The following is a 21783-nucleotide window of genomic DNA, read 5'->3' as shown; positions in this document are numbered from 1 at the left end:
AAGCCTATGTGCGTATGGGAAAGCCTTATTTCCCTATATAATGGTTCATCTAGCGGAATATGTAGTGATAGTGCGCCGTTTTTATTGATCTTGCAAACAAGTCGGTATCCTCAGCCCTATTCAAATCCCTATAATTAGTTTTAATGATCGGGTCCTTATTACCAAACCCTGTGCATTCAATATTTAGCTTCTCGCTAATGATAAAATGGCACTTTATTAGCTTGGTCAAGGCGTTTGTATTATATATCCTGTCCAGGTCTATCATGAATATGTATTTACCACGGGCAAGCCTGACGCATAGTGCTCTTCCTAGTCCTCGGGAGCATTTGTATCTGTAAACCCTGAGTGGTATTTTCCTTGACCACTCCAGTAGTTTTTCGTATGTTCCGTCTGTTGAGTAGTTATCGATTATCACCACTTCGTACGGTACTCCTAACTCGTTGAATACGTTGACGACCGATGATAGGCTTGCATCTAATGTTTTTGCTGTTTGGTATGTTGTTCCGCAGATTGTTATGTATGGTTTTTCATTCATTAGTGATTGATTGGTGTTAATATTGCATAGCCCTGCGTTGTCATTAGTGATAAATCGCCATTATTAAGTACGCATTGTGGTACCTGACTCATATACACACCGAGAAATGTATCGTAATTACATGTTGAGAAGTCTTGGAGTATGTATGCTGATGGTATTTTGCCCTGACTACCAAAGGGTAATCCATCCTGTGCGTAAAACGGTGTGCTTTTCGGTATTACTGGGCTTAATTGTTTAGATTCTAGGGGTATATAGTATGGGTGTACCATAGCCATTACATGGAATATTGATGAGTTCTCAATAGGCGCCCAGTCAGGGGAGTATACTCCTAAGAATACGAATATTGCGAATAATAACGTAAATACTACCGCGATAATTCTCGACTTACTTCTAAGGAATATGCTTATCATTGTTGTGGCACCGATTAGAGCTAATAGATACGCTACGGGTAATAGGTACTGACCTGTGGTTAACCCGGCTGTGTAATCTGCATAACCAAATGCCGTGGCTAATATTGAGGATAGCGAGGACGAGAATCCTATGACAAGCCCTAACCAATTCATAGTATTTAATTTATTCATTCTATTAATACCGTAGATTATGATTAATGCAATCAACACCAGTGAGAGGGCTATGGGAAATGCCCATATGTACGAGAAAACCCTAACCTCCGGGCTTGAGTACCCTGGAGCTACCGTAGGTGATATATTGTATAATGCTGTTGTATTTCCACCAACTATCGTGTTTGTGAATAGTTGAAGGGCATTTATTGTTCTATTTACCTTAATTATTATTAAGAACATAGCTATATCAACTCCTACCCAGTATGCGAATTCCATAATCGTGAGTATAGCCAGTGCCTTACCGATTATTGACCTAATCCTTGCCTTCTCATCACGTGGTATCTTAATCATTGGTATTATCAAGTAAGCTATTAATAATAATTCGGTCATAGCTACGGGACCCACTGGATGCGCGAATATTGCGTCTAACGCAAATAATGCATATAATACTGCTGTGCCCATGATGGAGCCTCCGGTGAGCATAATTGCCAGTGACATAAGTGCGGAGGCCGTATACGGTAATGAACTAACCCTAGCTATCAAGAATGAGAGCGGTGGCACAAATATTAGGAAAGTACTCAGTACGGCGCCTCTTAACCTAAATCTTTCAAAAAACGCTATTAGCGAGAGCACGGTAACTACCGCAAATAATGAATCATAAAGCACCGCAAGAGGATCCACTAAGTTTGTGTAGAGGCCTATGGTCACCAGGTTAATCGCATCTGTGGGTATGAAATAATAAAAGCCTCCTTTAATTGCAGTTACTTGATACTCTGTAAGATTTCCTTGCGTATAAAGAGGTTCGTCTTTGAAGTTATACGGGAATGTAGAACCAAAGAAGTGGTTCTTTACGAATACGGAGACTACAGCCGTTAGTAATATCACGGTGGCTCCGTACAGTAAATATGACTTCCTCTGCCCATTGCTCATTATGTATAGGGCCATCAATACCGTATTGATTGTCGCTAATATGAAGTATCCGAAGAATCTATATATCGAGTCTATAGGCACTGCTGCAGATATCGGTATTATTGTTGATATAGCCAGAATCAATAATTCCAATAACTTATTATATTTACTAATTCTCATTAATCCACCATTCGTTGCTGCAGCGCCTCTTCTAAGCGATAGTATTGCTATTATGGCTAAAACTATGAATACTATGGTCAATAATGCAGTCATGTATACAAGGGCCTTCCCAAAGCTTGTAATGTCCATCTTACTCAATAATTTGTCCGCAAACTCCACAATCCTAACCCCTATATACGTCATTTAGTACTCACCAGTAATGTCTAGGTATAGGGCTTAAAGCAGTACTTACTTGGCGCAATATAGTTTACTTACGTACTCTTTAACAACTTCGCTCCAGGTCGGGATCTTAGCCCTAATGCTTGGTGGCTCACTTAATGCCTTAACTAATGTATTTACTGTCTCGGACAGATTGTCTGGGTTAATAACATATGCACCAAAGGCACTGAATACCCTACCCCACGGCCTGGCAATAACCACAGGAAGACCCAGTGCCAACGCCTCTGCGGTTACTATACTAAAGGCCTCATACTTGGATAAGTTTATGAATACCGTGGAATTAGCCAACTCCCTTAAATAATCAACCCTAGGTAAAAAACCAGTATGCATCAATTCGACACCTAACTCCCTAGCTAATCTCTTAATACCACCTATCGCTGGTCCATCACCAATGACCTTAAACCTAATCTTCACACCCAAAAACTCTTGAGCCTTCGCCACAGCCCTAACCGCTAAATCAACCCTCTTATACTCCTCAACCCTACCTGCATAGGTAACAGTGGGCAGGTCGGGATCCTCCCTCTTAACGTCATACACGTCCTCAGAGACACCATTAGGTATGACAACGGAATCAATACCAAAATCCCTAAGCACGAGTAACCTCTCAAATTGAGATACGGTATGTACCCTATTTATCACCCGAAGGATTCGCCTAAGTACAGGCTTGTATAACATCCACATGGCCTTAGTATCGATCCTACTACCCTCCTCATGATGGTGCGGTGTCAAGACAACTCTATCCATATTATTAAAGAACCTGCTTAGAATAACCGCGGTCGGCGTTATTAGGGATCCCACGTTGTGTATATGGATTACGTCTGGGTCGAACTCCCTAACTAACTTGGTGAATTTAATTATGAAATCATGAGTTGGCGCAAAGTACGAGTCCCTAGGCGCTATGCCCACCGCCCTAATCACCCTCAACCTAGGTAACTCTATGTTTGGTGCATTACCGCCATACCTAAGCCCCAGCACGGTAACCTCATGCCCCATAGACACAAGTCTAAGCGATACATTATACAGCACATGAGACAACCCACCAGCGTACGGTGGGTAGGCGTGGCCGACCAGGAGAATCCTCACGGCCTAACCACCCACGACCTCCCTATAAACCCCTAAGGTCCTCTCGGCAACTCTATCCCAAGTAAATCTCATGGCGAACTCCCTACCATTACGTACGAGTCTCCTCGCCAAGTCCTCATTAGTCAGAACCTCAATTAGAGCCTTAGCCATGGCAACGTAGTCACCAGGATTAACGAGCATCGCCTCAACACCATCCCTAGCCAGCTCAGGGAATCCCCTAATCCTAGTAGAAACCACTGGAGTCTCCGCAATCATGGCCTCAAGCATTGTTATTGGGCCGGCCTCGTAATCCGAGGATATTACGAAGACATCGGCAGCCCTATAATGAAGCTCCAACTGATCCCTACTTAACCAACCCATGAACCTAACCCTACCCAGGATCCCCAATCTCCTCGCTAAATCCTCAAGCATCGGCCTTAATGGTCCATTACCGCCAATCCTAACCTCAACCTTATCCAGGATGCCCCACTCATCAAGCATCTTCATTGCGTATAAGAAGACGTCCAGCCTCTTCCTAGCAACGTGTTGTGATGATGTGAATATTAATGGCTTGTCAATACTAAGCATTTTCTTAGCCTCCTCCTTACTAATGCCAAGATACTTGTTGTTAGGATCAACACCATTCATTATCACCCTAACTCTGTGTGAATCAAGGCCGTATTTGCTCACCAACTCATCCTTAACCTGGGGTGATGGTGCTATGATAACCCTACTAGTGGCAATTGACGAGTACTCCATGAAGTAACCAAGGCCCAGGTAAAAACCAAGCCTCTTCCAATCCCTATTAACCTCATGTGTAAATATTGACTTAACCTCGCCATAACTCGTGTCGTGTATCGTAGTAACCTTACTACGAAACCTTATAAGACCACCAACGTAGGGCTCCTGAACGTGAACAACATCGTAATCACCCCTCCTCAGCAGACTATCGACAATCCGGGTTAGCCTAGCGATATCGTACATTATCGCCAATGCTTCACCAAACTTAATATTGGTCCTCTTAATAATGGCGCTTCTAGGTCCTATGAACATAACGCCATCATTAGATCTGGCTGGGTTTCCGAATGAAATAACATCAACGATAACGCCTAACCTTCTTAGAGCCTGGGTTAAGTGGTACGTGTGTGTTGCGACGCCACCAACGGTGTATGGCGGGTACTCCCTACCAACCATTAAAACTCTCATCCTAATAACTCCCTAGCCAACTTGAACACAGATACTTGCTCCTCCTTTGAAACACCGATAACAATGCCAAGAAGTTCGTTCTTGAACTTGGCCACGTAATCCAGGGCCTCCCTTGGTTTCAACAAACCGCTGGCCAGCACACTAAAGGCTATTAACTTACCTGGGTACCTCCTAACGAACTCCTCATATGCCTCCTTAGACGGCGACATTTGAAAGCCAACCCTATTAAACGGCGCACTAAACACGACATAATCCATTACTGAGTACTCCCCCAATGCCTTGTATACCGTAGGTAGGTTCCTAGTCTCAATACCAGGGATGACACCCCTACCCCTAATGTACTCAAGGGCCTCTGCCAAGACCTCGGCAAGTCCATACGGTACTAGCGTATCGACGATTAACTCATGGAGCATCAAAGTCCACGGTTTAGAACCGTAGGCATTTTTAATACGTCCAAGCTCATAATCAATTAACGCCTTCAATCCATTGAGCAAGTCCATACTCACCGCAGCCTTAAAGCCATGATAGATAGCCCTGATGTTAGACGACTTAGTAACATTATCGACAAACTCCTTAACTAAACCCACAGTACCGACCACAGTCGCTTTCCTAACATACTCATAGGCGTATGGAGCAATGGCTGCGATCAGGAATTTTCTCCTATCAACGTGGTTCCTAATGCCGCTGAGTATCGAGAGTGTCGTATCACTCACTGAGAGCATAAAGCCATCAGCACCAGCATCCCTAGAGCCAATTACTAACTTAATTGCGTATCTAAGATCCTTAACGCCACCCCTAAACCTGGCCTCTGACTGGGCTAGGTGCTTAATCCCGTGGAAGGGGTTATCTCCCACTAGTACGTGCATTATGGACCCTCAGGGCCTCGTCTATGAACTCATCAATCAATACTGCGTCATTAAACGTAGCGCCATCAAACCCTTTACCACGCACTACACTCTTAAGGAACTCCTCAACCTCCCTATAATACTCAGGTGCACCGAGCAAGTACTTAACGGGTTCCTCAAGCTCTGCGGCATAGACCTTCTTAATATTGCCACCGTTTTTGATTACGACTTCATAATCATTAGCAATTACTTCACCATCATCAGTAACTATGTCAATGCCAACCTCAGGAACCCTATAACCCTCCTTACACCATGAAGTACTCACAGTAGTATCGATATCGCTGATCAACACCCTCACCGTAACCTCACCACAGGGCGCATCGTTGGTCTTCTCGATATTGACATTATGAATCTCAGCCTTGGTATACCCAAATAACCAGAATAGCAAATCAATAGCGTGACTGGCTAGATCCCTGAGCACGCCGCCCCTAGGTTCGAGTAAGCCCACGGACCTATTCACACCAAGGAAATCCTCTGAATACGCATATGCCCTGATAGCCTTAATACGGGAAACATCAACACTTTGAACCCACTCCCTTAGGTACCTAAAGGTTGGTATGAACCTCTTCTGGAAACCAACGGCATTAACTATGCCCCTTGACGCGGCATCCTTGAGTAATTCCCTCGATTTAGCCCCAGAATCCGTAAGCGTCTTCTCCACGAACAAGCCCTTAATGTCTAGTTTTAAACTCGACTTAGCTAGTGCGTAGTGCGTTGGTATTGGTGTGGTTATGAATACAGCATCTACATCCGTTAGCTCATCAATACTGGTCACAATGCTTACCCTACCGCGAAATAGCCTTCTTAATGCCTTGATTATCTTCTCATCCTTATCCACGATAGTCACAACCTCGCCAAGTCCAGTAGCGTTTACTAACGCACCATGTAGCACTCCCATCTTCCCAAAGCCTATAATCGCGACCCTAACCTTATCCATAGTTATTAACCAGGTCGCTAATTATTGGTATGAAGCGGGAACTGCTCTGTACAAGCCTATCACTTACGATTTTCATAGACTTCTCGGATAAATCATAAATAGTTCCAGGGTCTAGACTCACTGAGCGTTCAATTTTTTCCGTAAATTCATCAATACTGAGAGGATCAAACAGGAAACTCTCCATGGGTGTTCCAGAGAGTATTTCGGGTATACCACCAACCCTAGATGCAATAACTAAATTATGGGTGAACAAACCCTCAAGAAGCGAGTACGGTAGTGGCTCCTCATATATGGATGGATGGACAGTAAACCAGGTCTCACCTAACTTACTTAATAACTCGTCATGACTAATCCTACCAAGCACTTGTATGATGCCATTGAGCCAACTTGGTAACTTAATACCATTTAATATATAATTAGTTACTAAGACCCTTACCTTAACACCATCCCTTAGGGCTTTAATTAACGAACCTATGAGCAATGTAAAGCCCTTCGTCTTTGATGAACCACCCATGAACATAGCCGTAGGTTCATCACTAAACCTCTTCGAATCCCTGCCTATTGATAACGGTGGGTTATAAATAACAACACCCTTACCTCTAAGTTCTGGCATTGTACTCATCACGTAATCCGCTTGTCTCTTCGACACAAATATTAACAGGTCTGCGTACTTTACGGCAAGCTTATTTACGGTATTTATAATCGATAGATAACCAACAATGACGGACTTGAGCATAGAATGCTCGAGTCTCTCATACGTAATGTCAGTCTTAATACCAGGTTCAATGCCGGGAAACTTTGCGGCTGTGTATGTTATTGGTTGATAATCATGCACATGAATAACAACGGGCTTTTTCGGATCTATAGATTTCGCGAGTAACGCTGCAGGATACATGTTCTTAGATGGTATATAGACTAAGTCATGAGCCCTAATAAGCCTGCTCAATAAATCCTTATATTTAGTTAATATTATCCAATCCTTTAACTTAAAACCACTATTATTTAATCCAGGTAGGAATACGTAATTAACCCTACTGAGTAAATCCCTGCTTGGGTTTCTCGTGCCGGAGATCAGGGTGATCTTGAAGTACTTACTCATCTCCCTTAGATAGTACCAAGTGGCTAGTTCGGCTCCTCCACCCTCAGGCCACGTGTACCTACTAACAACCAAAATCCTCATTTATCAAGGCCCTCTATAGATCAATGGTGTATTCAACCACTGGATCCCAAGATGTATTATGTACTTCACATCATTAACAATCCCTAGATACTCTCTGAACCTCCTCACTAACTCCTTGCCAACCAGATAGGCTACGAAAACAACCTTCCTACTCAGTATGTACGTGAGTAATTCCTGAACTATTTCCTTAATCATGTTTATTAATCTCACGGCCCTAACAACCCCTCCCCTCCTCAGAAACATTATTGTTGCATCAAGCAAGGCCCTCTTCAAAGGCTGCATTCTCCACCAAATACCCATCCTAACGGCCTTACGCTTCACGCTAATTAATGGGGAGGGGTTTGTTAGGACCGTCCAGTTTTTAAGATTTGTATTTAAGAATGACCTTACTAATTCAATTACCCTTTCCTGAATTTGAGATCTCATTATTAACTTATTAATATGGATCATGATGAAACACCTACTTATGTAATGATTCAATGGCCTTCCTAAGCCTGTACTCCATCCTTTTTATGTATAACGATAACATAGCCATTCCTAAAAATTGCAGTCCTATTAGAAATAGCATTATTGCGATAAGTCCCTTAAGATAGTACTTAATACCGTAGAATATGTACCAATAACCGACATAGGCACCCAACAAAAGTCCAGGTATTATTAGTAGGGCGCCCATAAAGAAGAGTAGGAACATTGGGTTATACCTCATGGCAAGTCTAATTATATCCCTAAATATGAATAGACCATCCTTAATACCAAGCTTTTTGTCACCCAGTCTCTTCCTATACTCAATGGGTATCTCAGTAATGGTCTTACCAGTACTTACCATATGGGCCGCAATCTCAGCCTCCACACTAAAGCTTTTCATCTCCATAAGAGCATCTCTTAAAGCATCAACCCTAACCAAGTACATACCACTTAAAACATCATGAAGTGAAGAATCAAAGATTAAATTAAAGAAATTCGTAAGTAACCAATTACCAAACCTATAGATCAAGCTCTGATTACCATTACTCATCATCCTAACACCAATAACCTCATCACTATTAGTCTCCAAAGCCGTCTTTAGCAATTCTGGGATATACATGGCAGGGTATGTATAATCACCATCCATTACCAACATGTATGGCGTATCAACATACTTAAGAGCCGTTCTTATCGCATCAGCCTTTCCCTTACCTTCCTGCCTTATGACCTTAACTCCATATTTCATAGCAATATCTACGGTTCTATCGGTACTACCACCATCAACCACCAATATATAATCCCTGGGTACCTTAATCCCAAGAACCTCCTCCAAAACAGGCCCAATGGCCTTCTCCTCATTAAGTGTAGGTATTACCACGGTGAATGCATGCTCAAGATTACGATTCCTCCTACCTTGCTCTACAACATTCACTTCCATAAAGGCACTATAACACTTTCAAGAAGAGATTTCTTTTTAATCTTTTCTATTCAAAGAGAATTAAAGGCTCTATTATTATGCTAAATATTATTTATTTATTGAATCAAAGTAACTAAATATTTTCTTATCAAGCATTGTAATATATATTATTTTTATTAATATATATTTGTATCATTTTCAATTAATTATGCACGTAATCATGATTAAATATTTCCAAAGTAGATACACAGGTACTCTTTTAAAGAAAGAAAAATTTAAATCAGCTTACCTTAGAATAAGCATGACGTTATGGGGAACTCAGCAAATAGTATTGGTAAACTTGATGATGAGATTCTCATGATTATTCATAATAATCCTTGTATAAGTGTTAGCGATTTAATAAGTAATTTATCAAGGAAGTACAATCTGCCAGATTACTTGATTGCATATAAAGTATGGTTATTATGGAAAAAAGGCCTTATTAATTTAAGTGCATTTAATACACAAAGTTCAGCAGCTCAGTACTTATTTAGCATTGAATCACTTTGGTTTTGGATATCTCTGGCAATTACGTATATTGCCTTTGCATCAATATATGTAAATAATCTAGTAATCAACTTCATTAGGTATTTTGTTGGAGCTATATTTATTACATTTGTACTTGGTTACGCAGTTGTTGAGTTCGTATATCCCAAGGGTGATGAAGTTAGTCCTCTAGAGAGGTTCGTGTTATCATTAGGTCTTAGCATTACTATTATCCCTATTGTTGGTGTTATACTTAGTTATATGCCATTTAAGTATACGGTTTACTCGGTATCTGCAGCATTAACGATTCTGGCGTCAATAATGCTTATATTGGCTCTTGCTAGAAAGGCGTCAATATACATGAATATTGGCAAGTGGTGTGAGTCCAATGGTTAGTTACATAAGTATATCCCTCATTTTAGTGGGATTAGTAATAATTACGATAAGTCTGCTAGCCCTTTATTCATCACCCATATTAATAATTGGGATCTCATTAATACCATTAGGTCTTGTACTTATGTGGGATGAGAGTTCGTCTAACGATCCTACTATTGATCTTTATAACTCTTGGGATAATATTGTGTTGATGTTTGAAGAATTGAACATAATTAGACGCGCGGTGTATTTACCCTCTGGCTATATAGAGTCTGGGCAAAGCATGGCATTGGTACCGTTAACTATCGCTGAGGGCGTTAGATTAACAAAACTACCATTGAAGTTAAGCGTTAGGTTAGGAATTTCTGGAGCAGGTATTTTATTGTTTACACCAGGTACTAAGGTGATTAATATGTGTAGGGATGCTGGTGCAATAAGCATCGGCAATCCGCAGACCTCTTTAACATCATGCCTAATAAATCACTTAGCACTTATCAAGAGGGTAAGCCTGCAGGAGACACATGACGGTTTTAGAATCGACATAGCCGGATCGAGATTAAGGCGCATGTATGAAGGAACGATTGTGGAAAAAATACTTGGGTCACCTATTGCAAGTGTTGTGGCTAGTGTGGTGGCCGAAGCCTTAGGTACACCAGTCTATATCGATAGGGAGGAGGTCATGAGTAATAGACGTAGCATATACATAGTAAGGTTGCCTATAGGTGGTGGCTGATGTCTGTAAGGCTTATGGTCCTAACACAATTATTACTGATTATGGTGGTTTTCTCATTCCTTTATTACGTAGGGGTTACTAACGTAAATTACTACTTCTTTGCATATACAATTATTTACATATTAACAGCGATGATTTTTAACCCAACCAATAGACGTGTGAGAATAATAAACGTGTTAGTAATGGGTATATTGATTACGGTCTCTTTGATATTAATATCAATGTACATATATCCAATACTGATGAAGCCACCAACTCAGTACTACGCGTAGGTGCCCACCCATGAGTGTCAAGAAAATCAATATTACAAGCGCTACCGGCTTCGCAATACTCATAATCATGCTTATGTCACTTGTCTTTGTTTCAATCACAATTGTAAAACATTACCTTAATACGATAAATGTATATAATCCAAATAATGTTAAGGTTCACGTAGGTATATCCCAATTACCTACAATATACATCAACATCCTAAATTATATAGCTCAAAATAATTATACTGAAGCCAATGAATTGATGAATTATCTATCTGCATCTCCGCTTCAAAATCTCGAAATAACTAGTTCGATCAGCAACGAGATATCGGCATTAATAACTCAGATCACATTATTAAATGAATTATATACAACGGGCATACAGGAATTAAGGCAGCAGAATGTTAATGAAAGCATGTTAATGTTCAGTCAGACATTAATAATCACTGCACAGTTAGAGAATACACTTAGCTATATACAGAGGGATATGGGAAATTTAATATACTTTTTAACAGTAACAGGTTATTTAAATAGTAGCGGTGATGTATTAAATCCATTAACCGCCAAGTTCTTGCCATCAAACCCACTAAACCTAAACTTAACATACATATTAATATTAAACAAAACCATTAATAAGATATACCTTAAGGTTAATAATACATATAGTAACGCATTAAATAATATTAAGAATATTCAGAGTCGGATTATAATTCTAAATAAATATAATAAAACAACGATTAGTGCATGGTCAGATACGCGTTACGTGATACCCGGTCTAACAGTAGGAGTTTACGGAGTGCTTAAGAATAGCGAAGGTGTGGGTATTGGAAATGCCACATTAACGATATATTACAATAATAGGGGTAGGTATTACCCAATTGCGAACGTGACGACGAATGCCACGGGATATTTCTCGACATACATAACGATACCGCAATTTTATGGAGATAGATTAATCCTACTGATATCGTATGTTCCACAAAATGATAGTGGTTATGCACCAAGTAATCAATATCTTGTATTTAATGTATTATATGCAAACACGGTTATAACAGTATCGTTGAATAATAATGTTATTTGGGGCGAGCCGTTGAATATAAGTGGTTGGGTTAATGGCCCCAGTAATAGGACAATCGAAATCCTAATTGACGGAAAGGTAATATCAACAACCACAAGTGAGGATGGAACATTTAACCTATCAATAAGCACACTGTTTCTAAAGTCCGGTAGTTATGTTATGACGATATATGCGGAACCTAAAGGTGCGTATGCCCCCGCATATCTCAATGAGACTATTTCAGTGATAGCATTACCAGCAACATTGAGCGTAAGTACTAATAAGTATGTGGTTGCTGGCGTCCCATTTAAAATAGTTGGCATAATACCCATGAATAAGTCCTTAGGAGGTCCCTGGAAATTAATCATAACCATCGGTACGGTAGGGGAGATAATAACCACCACTAATAGTGATTTCGATACAGAAATTACATTACCGCTATTAATACAGACAGGTAATTACGTAATAAATGTAACTCTACTACCAAATCCACCATATAGTGGTTATACAACGTTAATTAATGTATTTGTAATAAATCCAATAGAAGTTGCTGCCATAACATTTGTGATAGCCCTAATACCTGCCATGATTGTCGTTAAGTTGCCTAGAGAGAGTAATGAGCCAAAACGAGAAATTGCCATATTACCTCCTGATATTAAACCAATTGTTGAGTTAATTTACGATGTTAAGAGTAAAATAAGGAGTAAGGTAGCACTTTTAGTATATGAGAATTATATCAACACCCTTAACAAGTTAATAAATAAGTACAATGTTACGGTTGATAGGAGTATGACGTTAAGGGAGATCGTGGAAGAACTTAGCCCATTCTTAAATGAAGCTACCTATAAGACATTATTATCTATTAATGACTTTGTTGAGAAGATACTTTATGGTAATTATACGCCTAGTAGCAATGAGGTGGATAGTGTTAATAGGAGTATGAAGATCGTTGGTGATTCCGTATGAAAGCATCAACAGTATTAACATGGTTTTTCCTAATCCTATTAGCTCTGGCATTATTAGTTTTAATTCCACCGTTAATACCTGAGCCTAACCCATACGATGCATACAATATTTATTGGAATGGATATTCAGCAGCAATTTCCTACTGCAACGCCACAGTAAGTTATGGCAATATTCAGAACGCATCTACAGTAATTTTAATACCGATGATAAAGCCAACGCAATACTTTGTATCCCAATTAATGAATTTTACGAGAAGCGGAGGGACTCTCGTTATTTTAGACAACGGGCAATATTTTGGAAACTATATATTGAGCGTTATGAACGTGAGCGCCAGGTTTTCTGGATATATTGTTATAGACCCCATTTTGGACTACGTGAATGAGCACCTGCCCATAGCCCTCATAAGTAGTAAATTCATTAATGTTATTGGTACCCAATACGTGCTTCTTGATAACTCCTCCTATATATTATTACTGGGTAGTGGTGATTACACGGTAATAGCAAAGACAAGCATATTCAGTGTCTCTGGCAATAATAGTGGTCCCTTTCCTGTGGTGGTATTGATACCGTATGGCAACGGTTCCATAATTCTAATATCGGACCCTGCCGTATTTATGAATTCAATTATTAATAAATATGGTAATTCTAACCTGCTTCGCTGGATATGCGGTAAAGGAAGAACAGTATTTCTAGAGAACTTTATTGCTAAGGTTACTCCATTGTCCGTGCTCATGATTTACGGAGATTACGTATATTCAGCATCGCATATAACTGGGGTTAATTATTTATTAGTAGTAGTTCCACTTATTTTAGTTATGATATGGGCAATTGTAAGAGAGATAAAAGGTGGTGCGCATGAGTAGTTATAAGCCTTCTGACGTATTCCCTGTGATTAAAAGGATCATAGACTTCATAAGGCAAATTATCGTTGGCGATCCACAGCCAATATTCGTCATTACTGCAACACTACTTGCTGAAGGTCATGTATTAATAACAGGTCCCATAGGCTCTGGTAAGACAACGCTAGCCAGAAGTGTCGCTAAAGCCATAGGTGGCACGTTTAGTAGGGTTCAAATGAGCAATGAGACATTACCCTCAGATCTACTAGGCTTTGTTGTCTATACTAGGGAAGGCATTGCTAATATTGTTAAGGGCTCCATATTCGCCAACGTGGTTTTGTTGGACGATATAAATAACGCACCACCTCGAACTCTCTCAGCCCTTTTACAAGCAATGCAGGAGGGCAAGGTATCCCTTGATGGAAATGTACTTGAATTGCCTAAGCCACACCTAATAATAGCAACAATGAATACCACAGAGGCTGAGCTAGGTTTTATGCCTGAATTATCCTTAGTATTTCTCGATAGATTTATGAGTAATGTGCAAACGATGTACGTTGGTAAGTACGAGGAAAAGCAGGTTATAAAGAATTCATACATGATAGAAGACATGCTCACTACAAGTAAGCTTGTATCTCCGGTAAGTCTTAGTGAGCTTTTAATGGCTATGAGTGCTGTGCGTGAGGTTTATGTTGATGATGCCATTACCGATTATTTACTAAACCTGGTATATGAGATTAGGAGGGATAATAGGGTCATGGTACCGATTAGTACACGTGGTGTCATAAGCCTATATAGACTTAGCCAGGCCTATGCATTAATTAATGGAAGAAGCTATGTCGTGCCAGACGATATTAAGGCAATGGCTTACCCAGCACTTAGCCATAGAATCGTAATTAAACCTGAATTTAGAGATGTGATTAGACCTGCCGACGTTATAAGGGACGCCATAAATAGGGTTCCAGTTCCGAGGTAATGCTATGATATTACTAATTGCATTAATAATTATTTTTCTCATGGCTTTCTTCATATCTATTGGTTATTTAAGACCGCCCATAATCGTGATGTTATTAATATCCGTGGTTTATATACTAATAATTGCATTAGCTCTAGTGGTCTTTTATTTAATAAATCCATTATATATTTTATCAATCATATTATCTCTACTACAATATGTAATAACACCACCGCTGGGTATATTGTTAGGTTGGAGTATACGTACTTTCGCACAATCCATCAAGCTAGGATTACATTATATCATGGCCAATATGTATTTAATTCGTAAGTTATTACCAATAACGTATGCGATTTATTTAACTTTCTCATCAATGATTAACCCGTTAGTCTTAATGTTTTCCATGTTAGCATTATCTATTGAGTGGTATTTCTACAATAAGGATAAATTTGGTCTTGCTCTCACAATATTTAATGTATTAATAGTACTTATGTTACCTTTCTCCGCGGCCATAGGGTTCTCGGTAATATTAACGGTAATACTTGATAGTGAGTTGATGAGGTATCGTTATAATCCATGGATAATAACTGCATCATTTGCTGCGAGTTCAGCGTTCGCATATATATTAACTGGATTTTATGAGGCCGTAGTATTATTCATACCATTAGTCTATTTTGTGTTTTCAGCTCTCGCATATTGGTTGCTATACTTAATGATTGATTTAAAGATCGATATTAAGGGGTTCCTACGGACGATAGTTGGTAATGAGCTTAATTACGGCATGATTATTACATCGAAACCGAAGGTAAGTGCGATTATTAATATAGATGCACCACGGGGTTTCAAGGTGGAGCCAAAATCTTCGGATTTTAGAGGTCATGCTGAGATCAAGGTTAATGCAACCTTCGAAAGTAGTGGCGTATATAGGCCTAGATTTCTCATTAGATTTGTTGATCCCAGGGGATTCATTAACGTCATTAGAGAGATTTCACACCCATCAATACTCGTGGTGCCTAGGGCCACGTATTTAGTCGGTACTTATCAGAGAATACTAAGTGGTTTTGCAGGTAAGAGGTTAGGTGATGTTGTCGGTATTAAGGAGTACACGCCAGGAGACCCTATTAAGAAGATTCATTGGGCTAAGTCGATTAAGTTCGATAAGTACGTAATTAAGTTATCAAGTAATTTAACGAGTACGGTAATAGTAATAGCGAACACAACTAATTCGAAGATACTTGATAGGCTTAATGAAGCCTTGTTGGTAGTTACGATTCAGCTACTTAATCATGGCGTTATACCAAAATACTTAGTAATCAATGTATTAACGGGTAAGGTAATTAGGATCGATTGGAACGGCAATTACGCAGACCTCGTTACTAAGCTACTAAGTGCTACCAACAGTTTAGGTGTCAATCTTATTGGTAAGAGTTATGGAACAGAATTATTTGCGGGAATAAGAAGGGTCTATCAGGAGGATTTTGTTAAACTATTATCAAAGTTCCATGTCGAGGTCCCGATAATACTTATCGGAGAGAAGAGATTCTTGAACGATATCTATAACGCATTACTGAGGTTGTACGGCTATGGTGGTGTTAAGTCCATATTAATATAAGGTGTGGTAGATGGTCCATCAAAGGCTATGCTTATTTGGGCCAGACGGTTCTGGAAAGAGTACACTCGCCAGGTTATTGGCTAATTACGTGTCCAGGGATAATAATGTGAGGATTTCCTGGATTAGAGGATCGCACATGGCGGCATCACTACTGGCTAGGTTCCTGGCGCTATTCCCAAGTATGAGGGGTGCCGATAATCCTTATTATGGTATTTCAATACCAAGGAATTTAAGACCACTTTGGTGGTTCCTTGAATTCATATCAGTACTACCCAATTGGTTCTTTAGGTTCATAATGCCCAGTTTTTACGAAACCGTGATTGGAGAGAGGGGTCTCCTGGACTTCCTGGTGTGGGTCTGTGTAACCACCGAGCCTGTTTTCCTCAGGACGCTGTGGGGTAGGGCGACGCTGGCGTTGTCGCTTAGGCATTGCAGGAATGTATTCATAATAGCGGATTTAAAGGTCCTAATTAGGCGTAAGGGCCGTGAACCAACCGCAAGGACACTACCGAGGCAGTGGGTCATATATAATGCATTAGCGAGGTACCTAAACCTAAGTAGGGTGGATACGAGCAGTAGCACCCCTATTCAATCATTAATTAAGCTAATAAATGAATTGAATATGGCTAAGCAAAGGCAAAATTAAATACTTGGCGAATTCCTCTCCCTACCGGACTCAAGGAACCAAATACCAAGCCTATTAGCCTCCTCAATTGCTCCAGGCATGGCCCTTAGGCAGTAGATGACCTTAATGATCTTTCCAGGGAACTTGTCGGGCATTGCCTTAACGGCATTATCTATCTTCTCAACAACTCTCCTAACAGTGCTTGGCCCAGCCCTAATCTTAGCCTCACCAACAATCGTCAACTGCCCATTACTACCATAAATATCAAACTCATACTTAGTATTCAAATGCGTAGGCCTAGTCTCCACGGCAATACCCCTCTCCCTAAGGAAATACTGAACAACATCATTAGCCTCCTCCTCAATTGACAACGTCACATGCTCCAAAGTCCTCCTAATACTCCTTATTTCCCTCCATATTTTGTTGTTTTCTTGCCATAGTCTTTCGATGTTTTGGTTAATCCTATTATTTTCCTCCCAGAGTTTTTCTATGTTCTCGTTGATTCTCCTAACCTCCTCCCATAACTTGCCTATGTCAATCCTCATTGCCTCCTGGCCCTCACGTAGAGCCCTTATTTCCTGCCAAATCTTGTTATTCTCCTCCAATAGTTTGTTTTGGTTTTCCCAAAGTTTTTCCTCGTTCTCGGTAAGCCTCTGGACTGCCTCGAGAACCTTGTTCAAAACCTCCATCATCACTGACTGATTCCTAGCCAAAGCCTCCTGACCATCAACAAGCCTCCCAACAGCATCAACCAACTGCCTAAGAGCCGACTGAATATCCGAGATACCCAAAAGCCCAATAACAGCAAGCCTAAAAACCTCATCCTCCCTCAACAAACGCAAAAACTCATCACGAAGAGACATCTCAATTGAAATTATTGTTCCTTATTTATAAGGGTTTGTGGTTTAAATCATGGCCGTACTATGGGAAGCAGTATTTAATAGCTTATTCTCATGACACGATTAGTGAATTGCGTAATTGATCTCGCGTCCCAAATCCTCCTAATTCCCTGCATTAGTGATGGAGCATACTCCCTGTGGCCTAGAACTCTTGTTAGTAGGTTCATTGCCCAGAAACCCAGTGATAACTTATACGGCAATACTAATGATCCGGTGATCGATGATAGTATTATGGATAAGGCTAATTCCATTGCGTTCCTACATCTTAACTGCTCACATAGCTTCACGGAATCATTACTTAACCAAGTCATTATTGTCACAGCATCATTAAGCGTTAAAATACCCTCCTTATAAATGGCGTGCAGTATCGTTAGTACGACCTCAGCATGCCTATCTATTGTATTTACCTCAATCCCATGATACTCACCACGGGTCCTTAACCTAAGGAATTCCTCACCCCTAGCATAGGTGAGGTCGGCCGCTGATGGATGGATGTATAGGTCAACGTTAATGCCATCCTTAACAAGTGTTATTGTGTAGGGCTCATAAAGCAGCAACCTATAACCAAGCCTAGTCAATTTAGCTGCAGCCAACAGCACCTGATCCCTCCTAACGAGCACATCAACATCAGCAGGCACATACACGACTGGTTTAATTAACTTAATGAAGGCATGCTCAATACCATCCAATGCACCCTCTATCTCAGATACCATGTTAATAATCCTCCTTAGACCATCCTCTTGTTTCCACCGCAACTCACCTCGATAATCAACAACCCTAAGGACATGAAGTAACACCTTATTGAGACCAGCTAACCTAATAATGCCTTGGTCAACCTCGATGCGCTCACCATTAATCAATGCCCTAAGCATCATCCTAAATCTCTCAACGTCATTGAGACCTCTTGTGGTAGTTCTCATTCAATCACCAATCCAATACACTGCAATGACTAAGGTCGGTGCTATGCTTTTAAGTTAAACCAATTAATTTAATGCGTGGAACCTAGGGAATTACTCGAAAGCATTAGGAAGGCCCTGGAACCGCTCAATGAGGTGATAATAAATCATCCAATGATTAGGGATGCGGAGGATGGTCGTTTATCTATGAATACCATTAAGGCATTCGTTATGAATCAATGGTATATAGTTAATTACGATCTTAGATCGCTAGCCATAGCCCTAGGCAGGGCTAGAAGCACTGCAGAGCTTGAATTCATGAAGATGCTCCTTGATGGCGATTACAATGCTCTCCATGAATTAATGAAGTTAATGAGAGAGTTGGGGATTGAGATTAAGGACCCATTAATGCTTGATATAATACCGGAAGCCGTGCAGTACACGCATTACCTGGCCTGGCTATCAAACTACGCCAGCATGCCAGAGTTCGTATTGGCAATAATAGTAAACATGCCAGTGTGGGGACAAAACGTAGTTAGGCTCGGCAATGCACTACGTAGTAAGTACGGTATTAGGGAGAGTGGATTCTTCGAAGCCTTTAGAGGACCATTTACAGAGTTAGAGAATAAGGCCCTTGAGGTGATTAGGGGTATTGATGATCAATCAATTATAAGGGCTAAGAACATGGCATATATAATTCAGAATTATGAGAAGATGTTTTGGGATGCCATCTATAGTGTGCGTTAATCTTCATCAAAGTAAAATATTTATATAATCATTAATTCCTTTATTATTTATATAATTAATCCTGGACAAACAGTATTTGCCTCAAGAAAATATAGAAAAAGATGTTCTATAGCTTAAGCCTTAAAAATTGGATTAAGTATAATAATACGTGGATTCAGACCCAATAAACCTGGTCAATAACGCACGGAAAGACCTTCAAACCGTGATAAACCTAGTGAATACCTATGAACGGACTAGGGATGTGGATGTTCTTAATGATATCGTGAAACTAAGCCTATCAATTTATGATAATGCTATAAAGGCTTTCCTAGCTGTTAAGGGTATTAGAGTTAGGGACTTGGATTACTTAGTTCAGGTTGCTCATGACTTCATACCAAGTGAAATAATTAGTAGCGATTTAAGGGACTTTCTAATTAAATGCTCATCAACTGAATGCAGTGCGGATTCCATTGTTACTAGGGTTAGGGATTTGGATCGACTTGTTGATTATGTTCATACCGCATCAACACATAGAGCAGTACATAATGGCCTTTAGCCCTTAATTCCATACTTACTAATCAATTCCTTAATTAAAGCCTCCAAATCCTCCCTCTTAACCATCTTACCCTCAATCTCATCAAGCCTCCTCTCAACATCACCAATCCTAGCCCTCAATGCATCTGCATCGCCATAACTCCCCGGTGGTATCACAAGCGCTGCAAGTATTCTTAGCAACATTGTTGGTATTACCAGGGGTAGTGATGCCGTTAGTGTCATAAACCTAATGAGTGTTTCTGGCCTATTCATCAAGGCCCTTATTAATGCCTCTGGATTCGTCATTAGTAAGTCATTTAATGCCTCAATAAGGACTTCAGGGTTCTCCCTGAACCTCCTAACGTCTTCACTACTCATACATAATACCAGTAATTTATGCATTAATAAATGCTGTGGTTATCAACCACTCAACTGCTGATAATCATTATGCCCAGTCACCAACTCAGCCGTGGCAGGGCTAATGGGTAGTACATAAACATTAACTGCATACTCACCAGTGGACACACCAAAGGTGTAGGTTATTGGGTATGGAGCCCACGATGTGCCATTCCAATAAAGTAACGATAGGTATGCATCCAATTCCCTAAACTTAACACCACCTCCATTGCCTGGACCACCAATCACTAACTCAGTATCCATGGGCCAACCATACGGACCCTCAGCAGGGCTTGTCATTATGTATGCCGTGGCGTTCAGTATTGGTATTAATTCATGCGCAAACCAATTAACCCTGGGACTAAAGGTTTCATTACCCAGCCGTAGTAATGCATAGCCGAAGTTAATAACGACTCCATAGCCCGTGGAGTTGACGGCAATTACTAATACACCAGACATTGGTGTCTCAAAGCACCCGAGAACGCACTTACCCTGCTCATAGATGAAGTTCCTAGATGAACCAATGTAATTAACAACATCCATCTCACCCTGAAACCAATACTGATCATCTATAATAACTAGGGCATCCTGAACCCAATGAATCTCCTCACCATCACCGTACTCAATGATAACATAGGCATTCAACTGAAGTGAGAAGCCAGGTGCAGCTGCTCCAGTGGAGTTCTCAATATTGGCACTGGTTATGTTGAAGAAACCAAGGACCGCATCAGTCGTGATGTTGCCATAACCTGGCCCGTAATACGCGGCAACCCCCATGGCCGTATAATTAAGAACCCTATAAATAACCCCTGTATTACCACAAACAAGCAAACTGTAGTTTCCAGGACCTGGATTAACAACGTAAATACCAGGCACAGAACTAAACCAGGTATAATTACTGGGAGCCCTAGGCCCACCACCCCATCCACGTAATTGATAACCACTAAGCAGGTAAACATACGACCCATTAACAACCTCTAAAAACAGGGATTCATCATTGGTCAAATTGACATTAATAAGACCCCAGGAACCACACGGACCACTTACCGAACCCGTGATTAATGTCGGCATAACTGTAGCATTACCAATCAAATAATTAATCGCGCCCTTAATACTCGTCATCACCAAGTCATTAAACGCCGGGCTTGTTAACATCACAATCGCAATTAATGCAACTATAAGCACCAGGGCAACATCTCCAAGCTTCATTGCTTAAATAACGGTAAAAACCATTAATAAATTAATCTCACCCATTTAAAACCCAAAACTCTTTATCCGAAGAATACCTTATTATAACCCCCTAAGGAATTACTT

23 protein-coding genes are annotated in these 21783 nt (G+C 40.4%); 10 read left to right on the top strand and 13 right to left on the bottom strand.

Annotated features, from left to right (window positions below; all coding sequences use genetic code 11):
- Positions 1-49: 49 nt before the first annotated feature.
- The 9 genes from VMUT_RS05440 to VMUT_RS05400 are packed head-to-tail and all read right to left on the bottom strand — an operon-like array spanning position 50 to position 9098.
- The gene (locus VMUT_RS05440; protein WP_013604417.1) at positions 50-535 is read right to left on the bottom strand and encodes a glycosyltransferase family 2 protein; all 486 of its coding nucleotides are present in this window, start codon (positions 533-535) and stop codon (positions 50-52) included.
- Complete coding sequence (locus VMUT_RS05435) at positions 535-2370, bottom strand: hypothetical protein (RefSeq protein WP_048056895.1); 1836 nt, start codon at positions 2368-2370, stop codon at positions 535-537. Before VMUT_RS05435 ends, VMUT_RS05440 begins: the two co-directional genes overlap by 1 nt.
- A gap of 45 nt (positions 2371-2415) precedes the next feature.
- Positions 2416-3489, bottom strand: coding sequence for a glycosyltransferase family 4 protein (locus VMUT_RS05430; protein WP_013604416.1), 1074 nt, complete (start codon positions 3487-3489; stop codon positions 2416-2418).
- Positions 3490-3492: 3 nt separating this feature from the next.
- On the bottom strand, positions 3493-4674 hold the full coding sequence (locus tag VMUT_RS05425) for a glycosyltransferase family 4 protein (protein ID WP_048056894.1): 1182 nt from the start codon (positions 4672-4674) through the stop codon (positions 3493-3495).
- Positions 4671-5540 (bottom strand): hypothetical protein, encoded by an 870-nt coding sequence (locus VMUT_RS05420; RefSeq protein WP_148224673.1) that lies wholly within the window; start codon positions 5538-5540, stop codon positions 4671-4673. The genes VMUT_RS05425 and VMUT_RS05420 overlap by 4 nt, the downstream gene beginning before the upstream one ends.
- Positions 5518-6516: a Gfo/Idh/MocA family protein gene (locus VMUT_RS05415; RefSeq protein WP_013604413.1), complete on the bottom strand. Its 999-nt coding sequence runs from the start codon at positions 6514-6516 to the stop codon at positions 5518-5520. The genes VMUT_RS05420 and VMUT_RS05415 overlap by 23 nt, the downstream gene beginning before the upstream one ends.
- Entirely contained in the window at positions 6509-7696 is a 1188-nt protein-coding gene (locus VMUT_RS05410) for a glycosyltransferase family 4 protein (protein ID WP_013604412.1), read from the bottom strand. The genes VMUT_RS05415 and VMUT_RS05410 overlap by 8 nt, the downstream gene beginning before the upstream one ends.
- A 3-nt stretch (positions 7697-7699) precedes the next feature.
- Positions 7700-8146 (bottom strand): hypothetical protein, encoded by a 447-nt coding sequence (locus VMUT_RS05405; RefSeq protein ID WP_158304789.1) that lies wholly within the window; start codon positions 8144-8146, stop codon positions 7700-7702.
- A 10-nt stretch (positions 8147-8156) separates the two neighbouring features.
- The gene (locus tag VMUT_RS05400; RefSeq protein WP_013604410.1) at positions 8157-9098 is read right to left on the bottom strand and encodes a glycosyltransferase family 2 protein; all 942 of its coding nucleotides are present in this window, start codon (positions 9096-9098) and stop codon (positions 8157-8159) included.
- Between the two features lie 288 nt (positions 9099-9386).
- Between VMUT_RS05400 and VMUT_RS12235 the strand changes: the two genes are divergently transcribed.
- From VMUT_RS12235 to VMUT_RS05360, 8 genes are read left to right on the top strand one after another with little or no spacing between them, the layout of a single operon-like run.
- Entirely contained in the window at positions 9387-9998 is a 612-nt protein-coding gene (locus VMUT_RS12235; protein ID WP_013604409.1) for a DUF8471 domain-containing protein, read from the top strand.
- Positions 9991-10710, top strand: coding sequence for a hypothetical protein (locus tag VMUT_RS05390; protein ID WP_048056893.1), 720 nt, complete (start codon positions 9991-9993; stop codon positions 10708-10710). Before VMUT_RS12235 ends, VMUT_RS05390 begins: the two co-directional genes overlap by 8 nt.
- Positions 10710-10982, top strand: coding sequence for a hypothetical protein (locus VMUT_RS05385; RefSeq protein ID WP_048056892.1), 273 nt, complete (start codon positions 10710-10712; stop codon positions 10980-10982). The genes VMUT_RS05390 and VMUT_RS05385 overlap by 1 nt, the downstream gene beginning before the upstream one ends.
- Positions 10983-10992: 10 nt before the next feature.
- Positions 10993-12987: a hypothetical protein gene (locus VMUT_RS05380; protein ID WP_013604406.1), complete on the top strand. Its 1995-nt coding sequence runs from the start codon at positions 10993-10995 to the stop codon at positions 12985-12987.
- Positions 12984-13850: a DUF4350 domain-containing protein gene (locus VMUT_RS05375; RefSeq protein ID WP_013604405.1), complete on the top strand. Its 867-nt coding sequence runs from the start codon at positions 12984-12986 to the stop codon at positions 13848-13850. Before VMUT_RS05380 ends, VMUT_RS05375 begins: the two co-directional genes overlap by 4 nt.
- Positions 13843-14802, top strand: coding sequence for an AAA family ATPase (locus VMUT_RS05370; RefSeq protein ID WP_013604404.1), 960 nt, complete (start codon positions 13843-13845; stop codon positions 14800-14802). The genes VMUT_RS05375 and VMUT_RS05370 overlap by 8 nt, the downstream gene beginning before the upstream one ends.
- Before the next feature lie 4 nt (positions 14803-14806).
- A complete protein-coding gene (locus VMUT_RS05365; RefSeq protein WP_013604403.1) occupies positions 14807-16393 on the top strand; it encodes a DUF58 domain-containing protein in 1587 nt (528 codons plus the stop codon).
- Positions 16394-16403: 10 nt separating this feature from the next.
- A complete protein-coding gene (locus tag VMUT_RS05360; RefSeq protein WP_013604402.1) occupies positions 16404-17039 on the top strand; it encodes an ATP-binding protein in 636 nt (211 codons plus the stop codon).
- Here VMUT_RS05360 and VMUT_RS05355 read toward each other — a convergent pair.
- On the bottom strand, positions 17036-17881 hold the full coding sequence (locus VMUT_RS05355; protein WP_013604401.1) for a DUF8196 domain-containing protein: 846 nt from the start codon (positions 17879-17881) through the stop codon (positions 17036-17038). The two genes, VMUT_RS05360 and VMUT_RS05355, sit on opposite strands and share 4 nt — an antisense overlap.
- A 74-nt stretch (positions 17882-17955) precedes the next feature.
- A complete protein-coding gene (locus tag VMUT_RS05350; protein ID WP_013604400.1) occupies positions 17956-18837 on the bottom strand; it encodes a nucleotidyltransferase family protein in 882 nt (293 codons plus the stop codon).
- A gap of 75 nt (positions 18838-18912) precedes the next feature.
- Here VMUT_RS05350 and VMUT_RS05345 point away from each other — a divergent pair, with 75 nt between their 5' ends.
- Together VMUT_RS05345 and VMUT_RS05340 are read left to right on the top strand one after the other, a co-directional pair.
- Positions 18913-19560 carry a thiaminase II/PqqC family protein gene (locus VMUT_RS05345; RefSeq protein WP_013604399.1) on the top strand — a complete coding sequence of 216 codons (648 nt, stop codon included), beginning with the start codon at positions 18913-18915 and terminating at the stop codon, positions 19558-19560.
- 148 nt (positions 19561-19708) lie between these two features.
- Positions 19709-20095 carry a hypothetical protein gene (locus tag VMUT_RS05340; RefSeq protein ID WP_013604398.1) on the top strand — a complete coding sequence of 129 codons (387 nt, stop codon included), beginning with the start codon at positions 19709-19711 and terminating at the stop codon, positions 20093-20095.
- Here VMUT_RS05340 and VMUT_RS05335 read toward each other — a convergent pair.
- Together VMUT_RS05335 and VMUT_RS05330 are read right to left on the bottom strand one after the other, a co-directional pair.
- Positions 20092-20451: a hypothetical protein gene (locus tag VMUT_RS05335; RefSeq protein WP_148224672.1), complete on the bottom strand. Its 360-nt coding sequence runs from the start codon at positions 20449-20451 to the stop codon at positions 20092-20094. The two genes, VMUT_RS05340 and VMUT_RS05335, sit on opposite strands and share 4 nt — an antisense overlap.
- A 42-nt stretch (positions 20452-20493) precedes the next feature.
- Complete coding sequence (locus tag VMUT_RS05330; protein WP_013604396.1) at positions 20494-21678, bottom strand: thermopsin family protease; 1185 nt, start codon at positions 21676-21678, stop codon at positions 20494-20496.
- Positions 21679-21783 lie beyond the last annotated feature (105 nt).

The sequence above is a fragment of the Vulcanisaeta moutnovskia 768-28 genome (genome assembly GCF_000190315.1).
In the GTDB taxonomy this organism is placed as follows: Archaea; Thermoproteota; Thermoprotei; order Thermoproteales; family Thermocladiaceae; genus Vulcanisaeta; species Vulcanisaeta moutnovskia.
The sequence above is the reverse complement of the archived record's forward strand: the minus strand, read 5'-3'. Positions and strand labels throughout refer to the sequence as shown.

Coding starts and splice junctions, on each gene's coding strand:
- VMUT_RS05440 (WP_013604417.1), bottom strand. CDS start 535: ATGAATGAAAAACCATACATAACAATCTGCGGAACAACATACCAAACA.
- VMUT_RS05435 (WP_048056895.1), bottom strand. CDS start 2,370: ATGACGTATATAGGGGTTAGGATTGTGGAGTTTGCGGACAAATTATTG.
- VMUT_RS05425 (WP_048056894.1), bottom strand. CDS start 4,674: ATGAGAGTTTTAATGGTTGGTAGGGAGTACCCGCCATACACCGTTGGT.
- VMUT_RS05420 (WP_148224673.1), bottom strand. CDS start 5,540: ATGCACGTACTAGTGGGAGATAACCCCTTCCACGGGATTAAGCACCTA.
- VMUT_RS05415 (WP_013604413.1), bottom strand. CDS start 6,516: ATGGATAAGGTTAGGGTCGCGATTATAGGCTTTGGGAAGATGGGAGTG.
- VMUT_RS05410 (WP_013604412.1), bottom strand. CDS start 7,696: ATGAGGATTTTGGTTGTTAGTAGGTACACGTGGCCTGAGGGTGGAGGA.
- VMUT_RS05405 (WP_158304789.1), bottom strand. CDS start 8,146: ATGATCCATATTAATAAGTTAATAATGAGATCTCAAATTCAGGAAAGG.
- VMUT_RS05400 (WP_013604410.1), bottom strand. CDS start 9,098: ATGGAAGTGAATGTTGTAGAGCAAGGTAGGAGGAATCGTAATCTTGAG.
- VMUT_RS12235 (WP_013604409.1), top strand. CDS start 9,387: ATGGGGAACTCAGCAAATAGTATTGGTAAACTTGATGATGAGATTCTC.
- VMUT_RS05390 (WP_048056893.1), top strand. CDS start 9,991: ATGGTTAGTTACATAAGTATATCCCTCATTTTAGTGGGATTAGTAATA.
- VMUT_RS05385 (WP_048056892.1), top strand. CDS start 10,710: ATGTCTGTAAGGCTTATGGTCCTAACACAATTATTACTGATTATGGTG.
- VMUT_RS05380 (WP_013604406.1), top strand. CDS start 10,993: ATGAGTGTCAAGAAAATCAATATTACAAGCGCTACCGGCTTCGCAATA.
- VMUT_RS05375 (WP_013604405.1), top strand. CDS start 12,984: ATGAAAGCATCAACAGTATTAACATGGTTTTTCCTAATCCTATTAGCT.
- VMUT_RS05370 (WP_013604404.1), top strand. CDS start 13,843: ATGAGTAGTTATAAGCCTTCTGACGTATTCCCTGTGATTAAAAGGATC.
- VMUT_RS05365 (WP_013604403.1), top strand. CDS start 14,807: ATGATATTACTAATTGCATTAATAATTATTTTTCTCATGGCTTTCTTC.
- VMUT_RS05360 (WP_013604402.1), top strand. CDS start 16,404: ATGGTCCATCAAAGGCTATGCTTATTTGGGCCAGACGGTTCTGGAAAG.
- VMUT_RS05355 (WP_013604401.1), bottom strand. CDS start 17,881: ATGTCTCTTCGTGATGAGTTTTTGCGTTTGTTGAGGGAGGATGAGGTT.
- VMUT_RS05350 (WP_013604400.1), bottom strand. CDS start 18,837: ATGAGAACTACCACAAGAGGTCTCAATGACGTTGAGAGATTTAGGATG.
- VMUT_RS05335 (WP_148224672.1), bottom strand. CDS start 20,451: ATGAGTAGTGAAGACGTTAGGAGGTTCAGGGAGAACCCTGAAGTCCTT.
- VMUT_RS05330 (WP_013604396.1), bottom strand. CDS start 21,678: ATGAAGCTTGGAGATGTTGCCCTGGTGCTTATAGTTGCATTAATTGCG.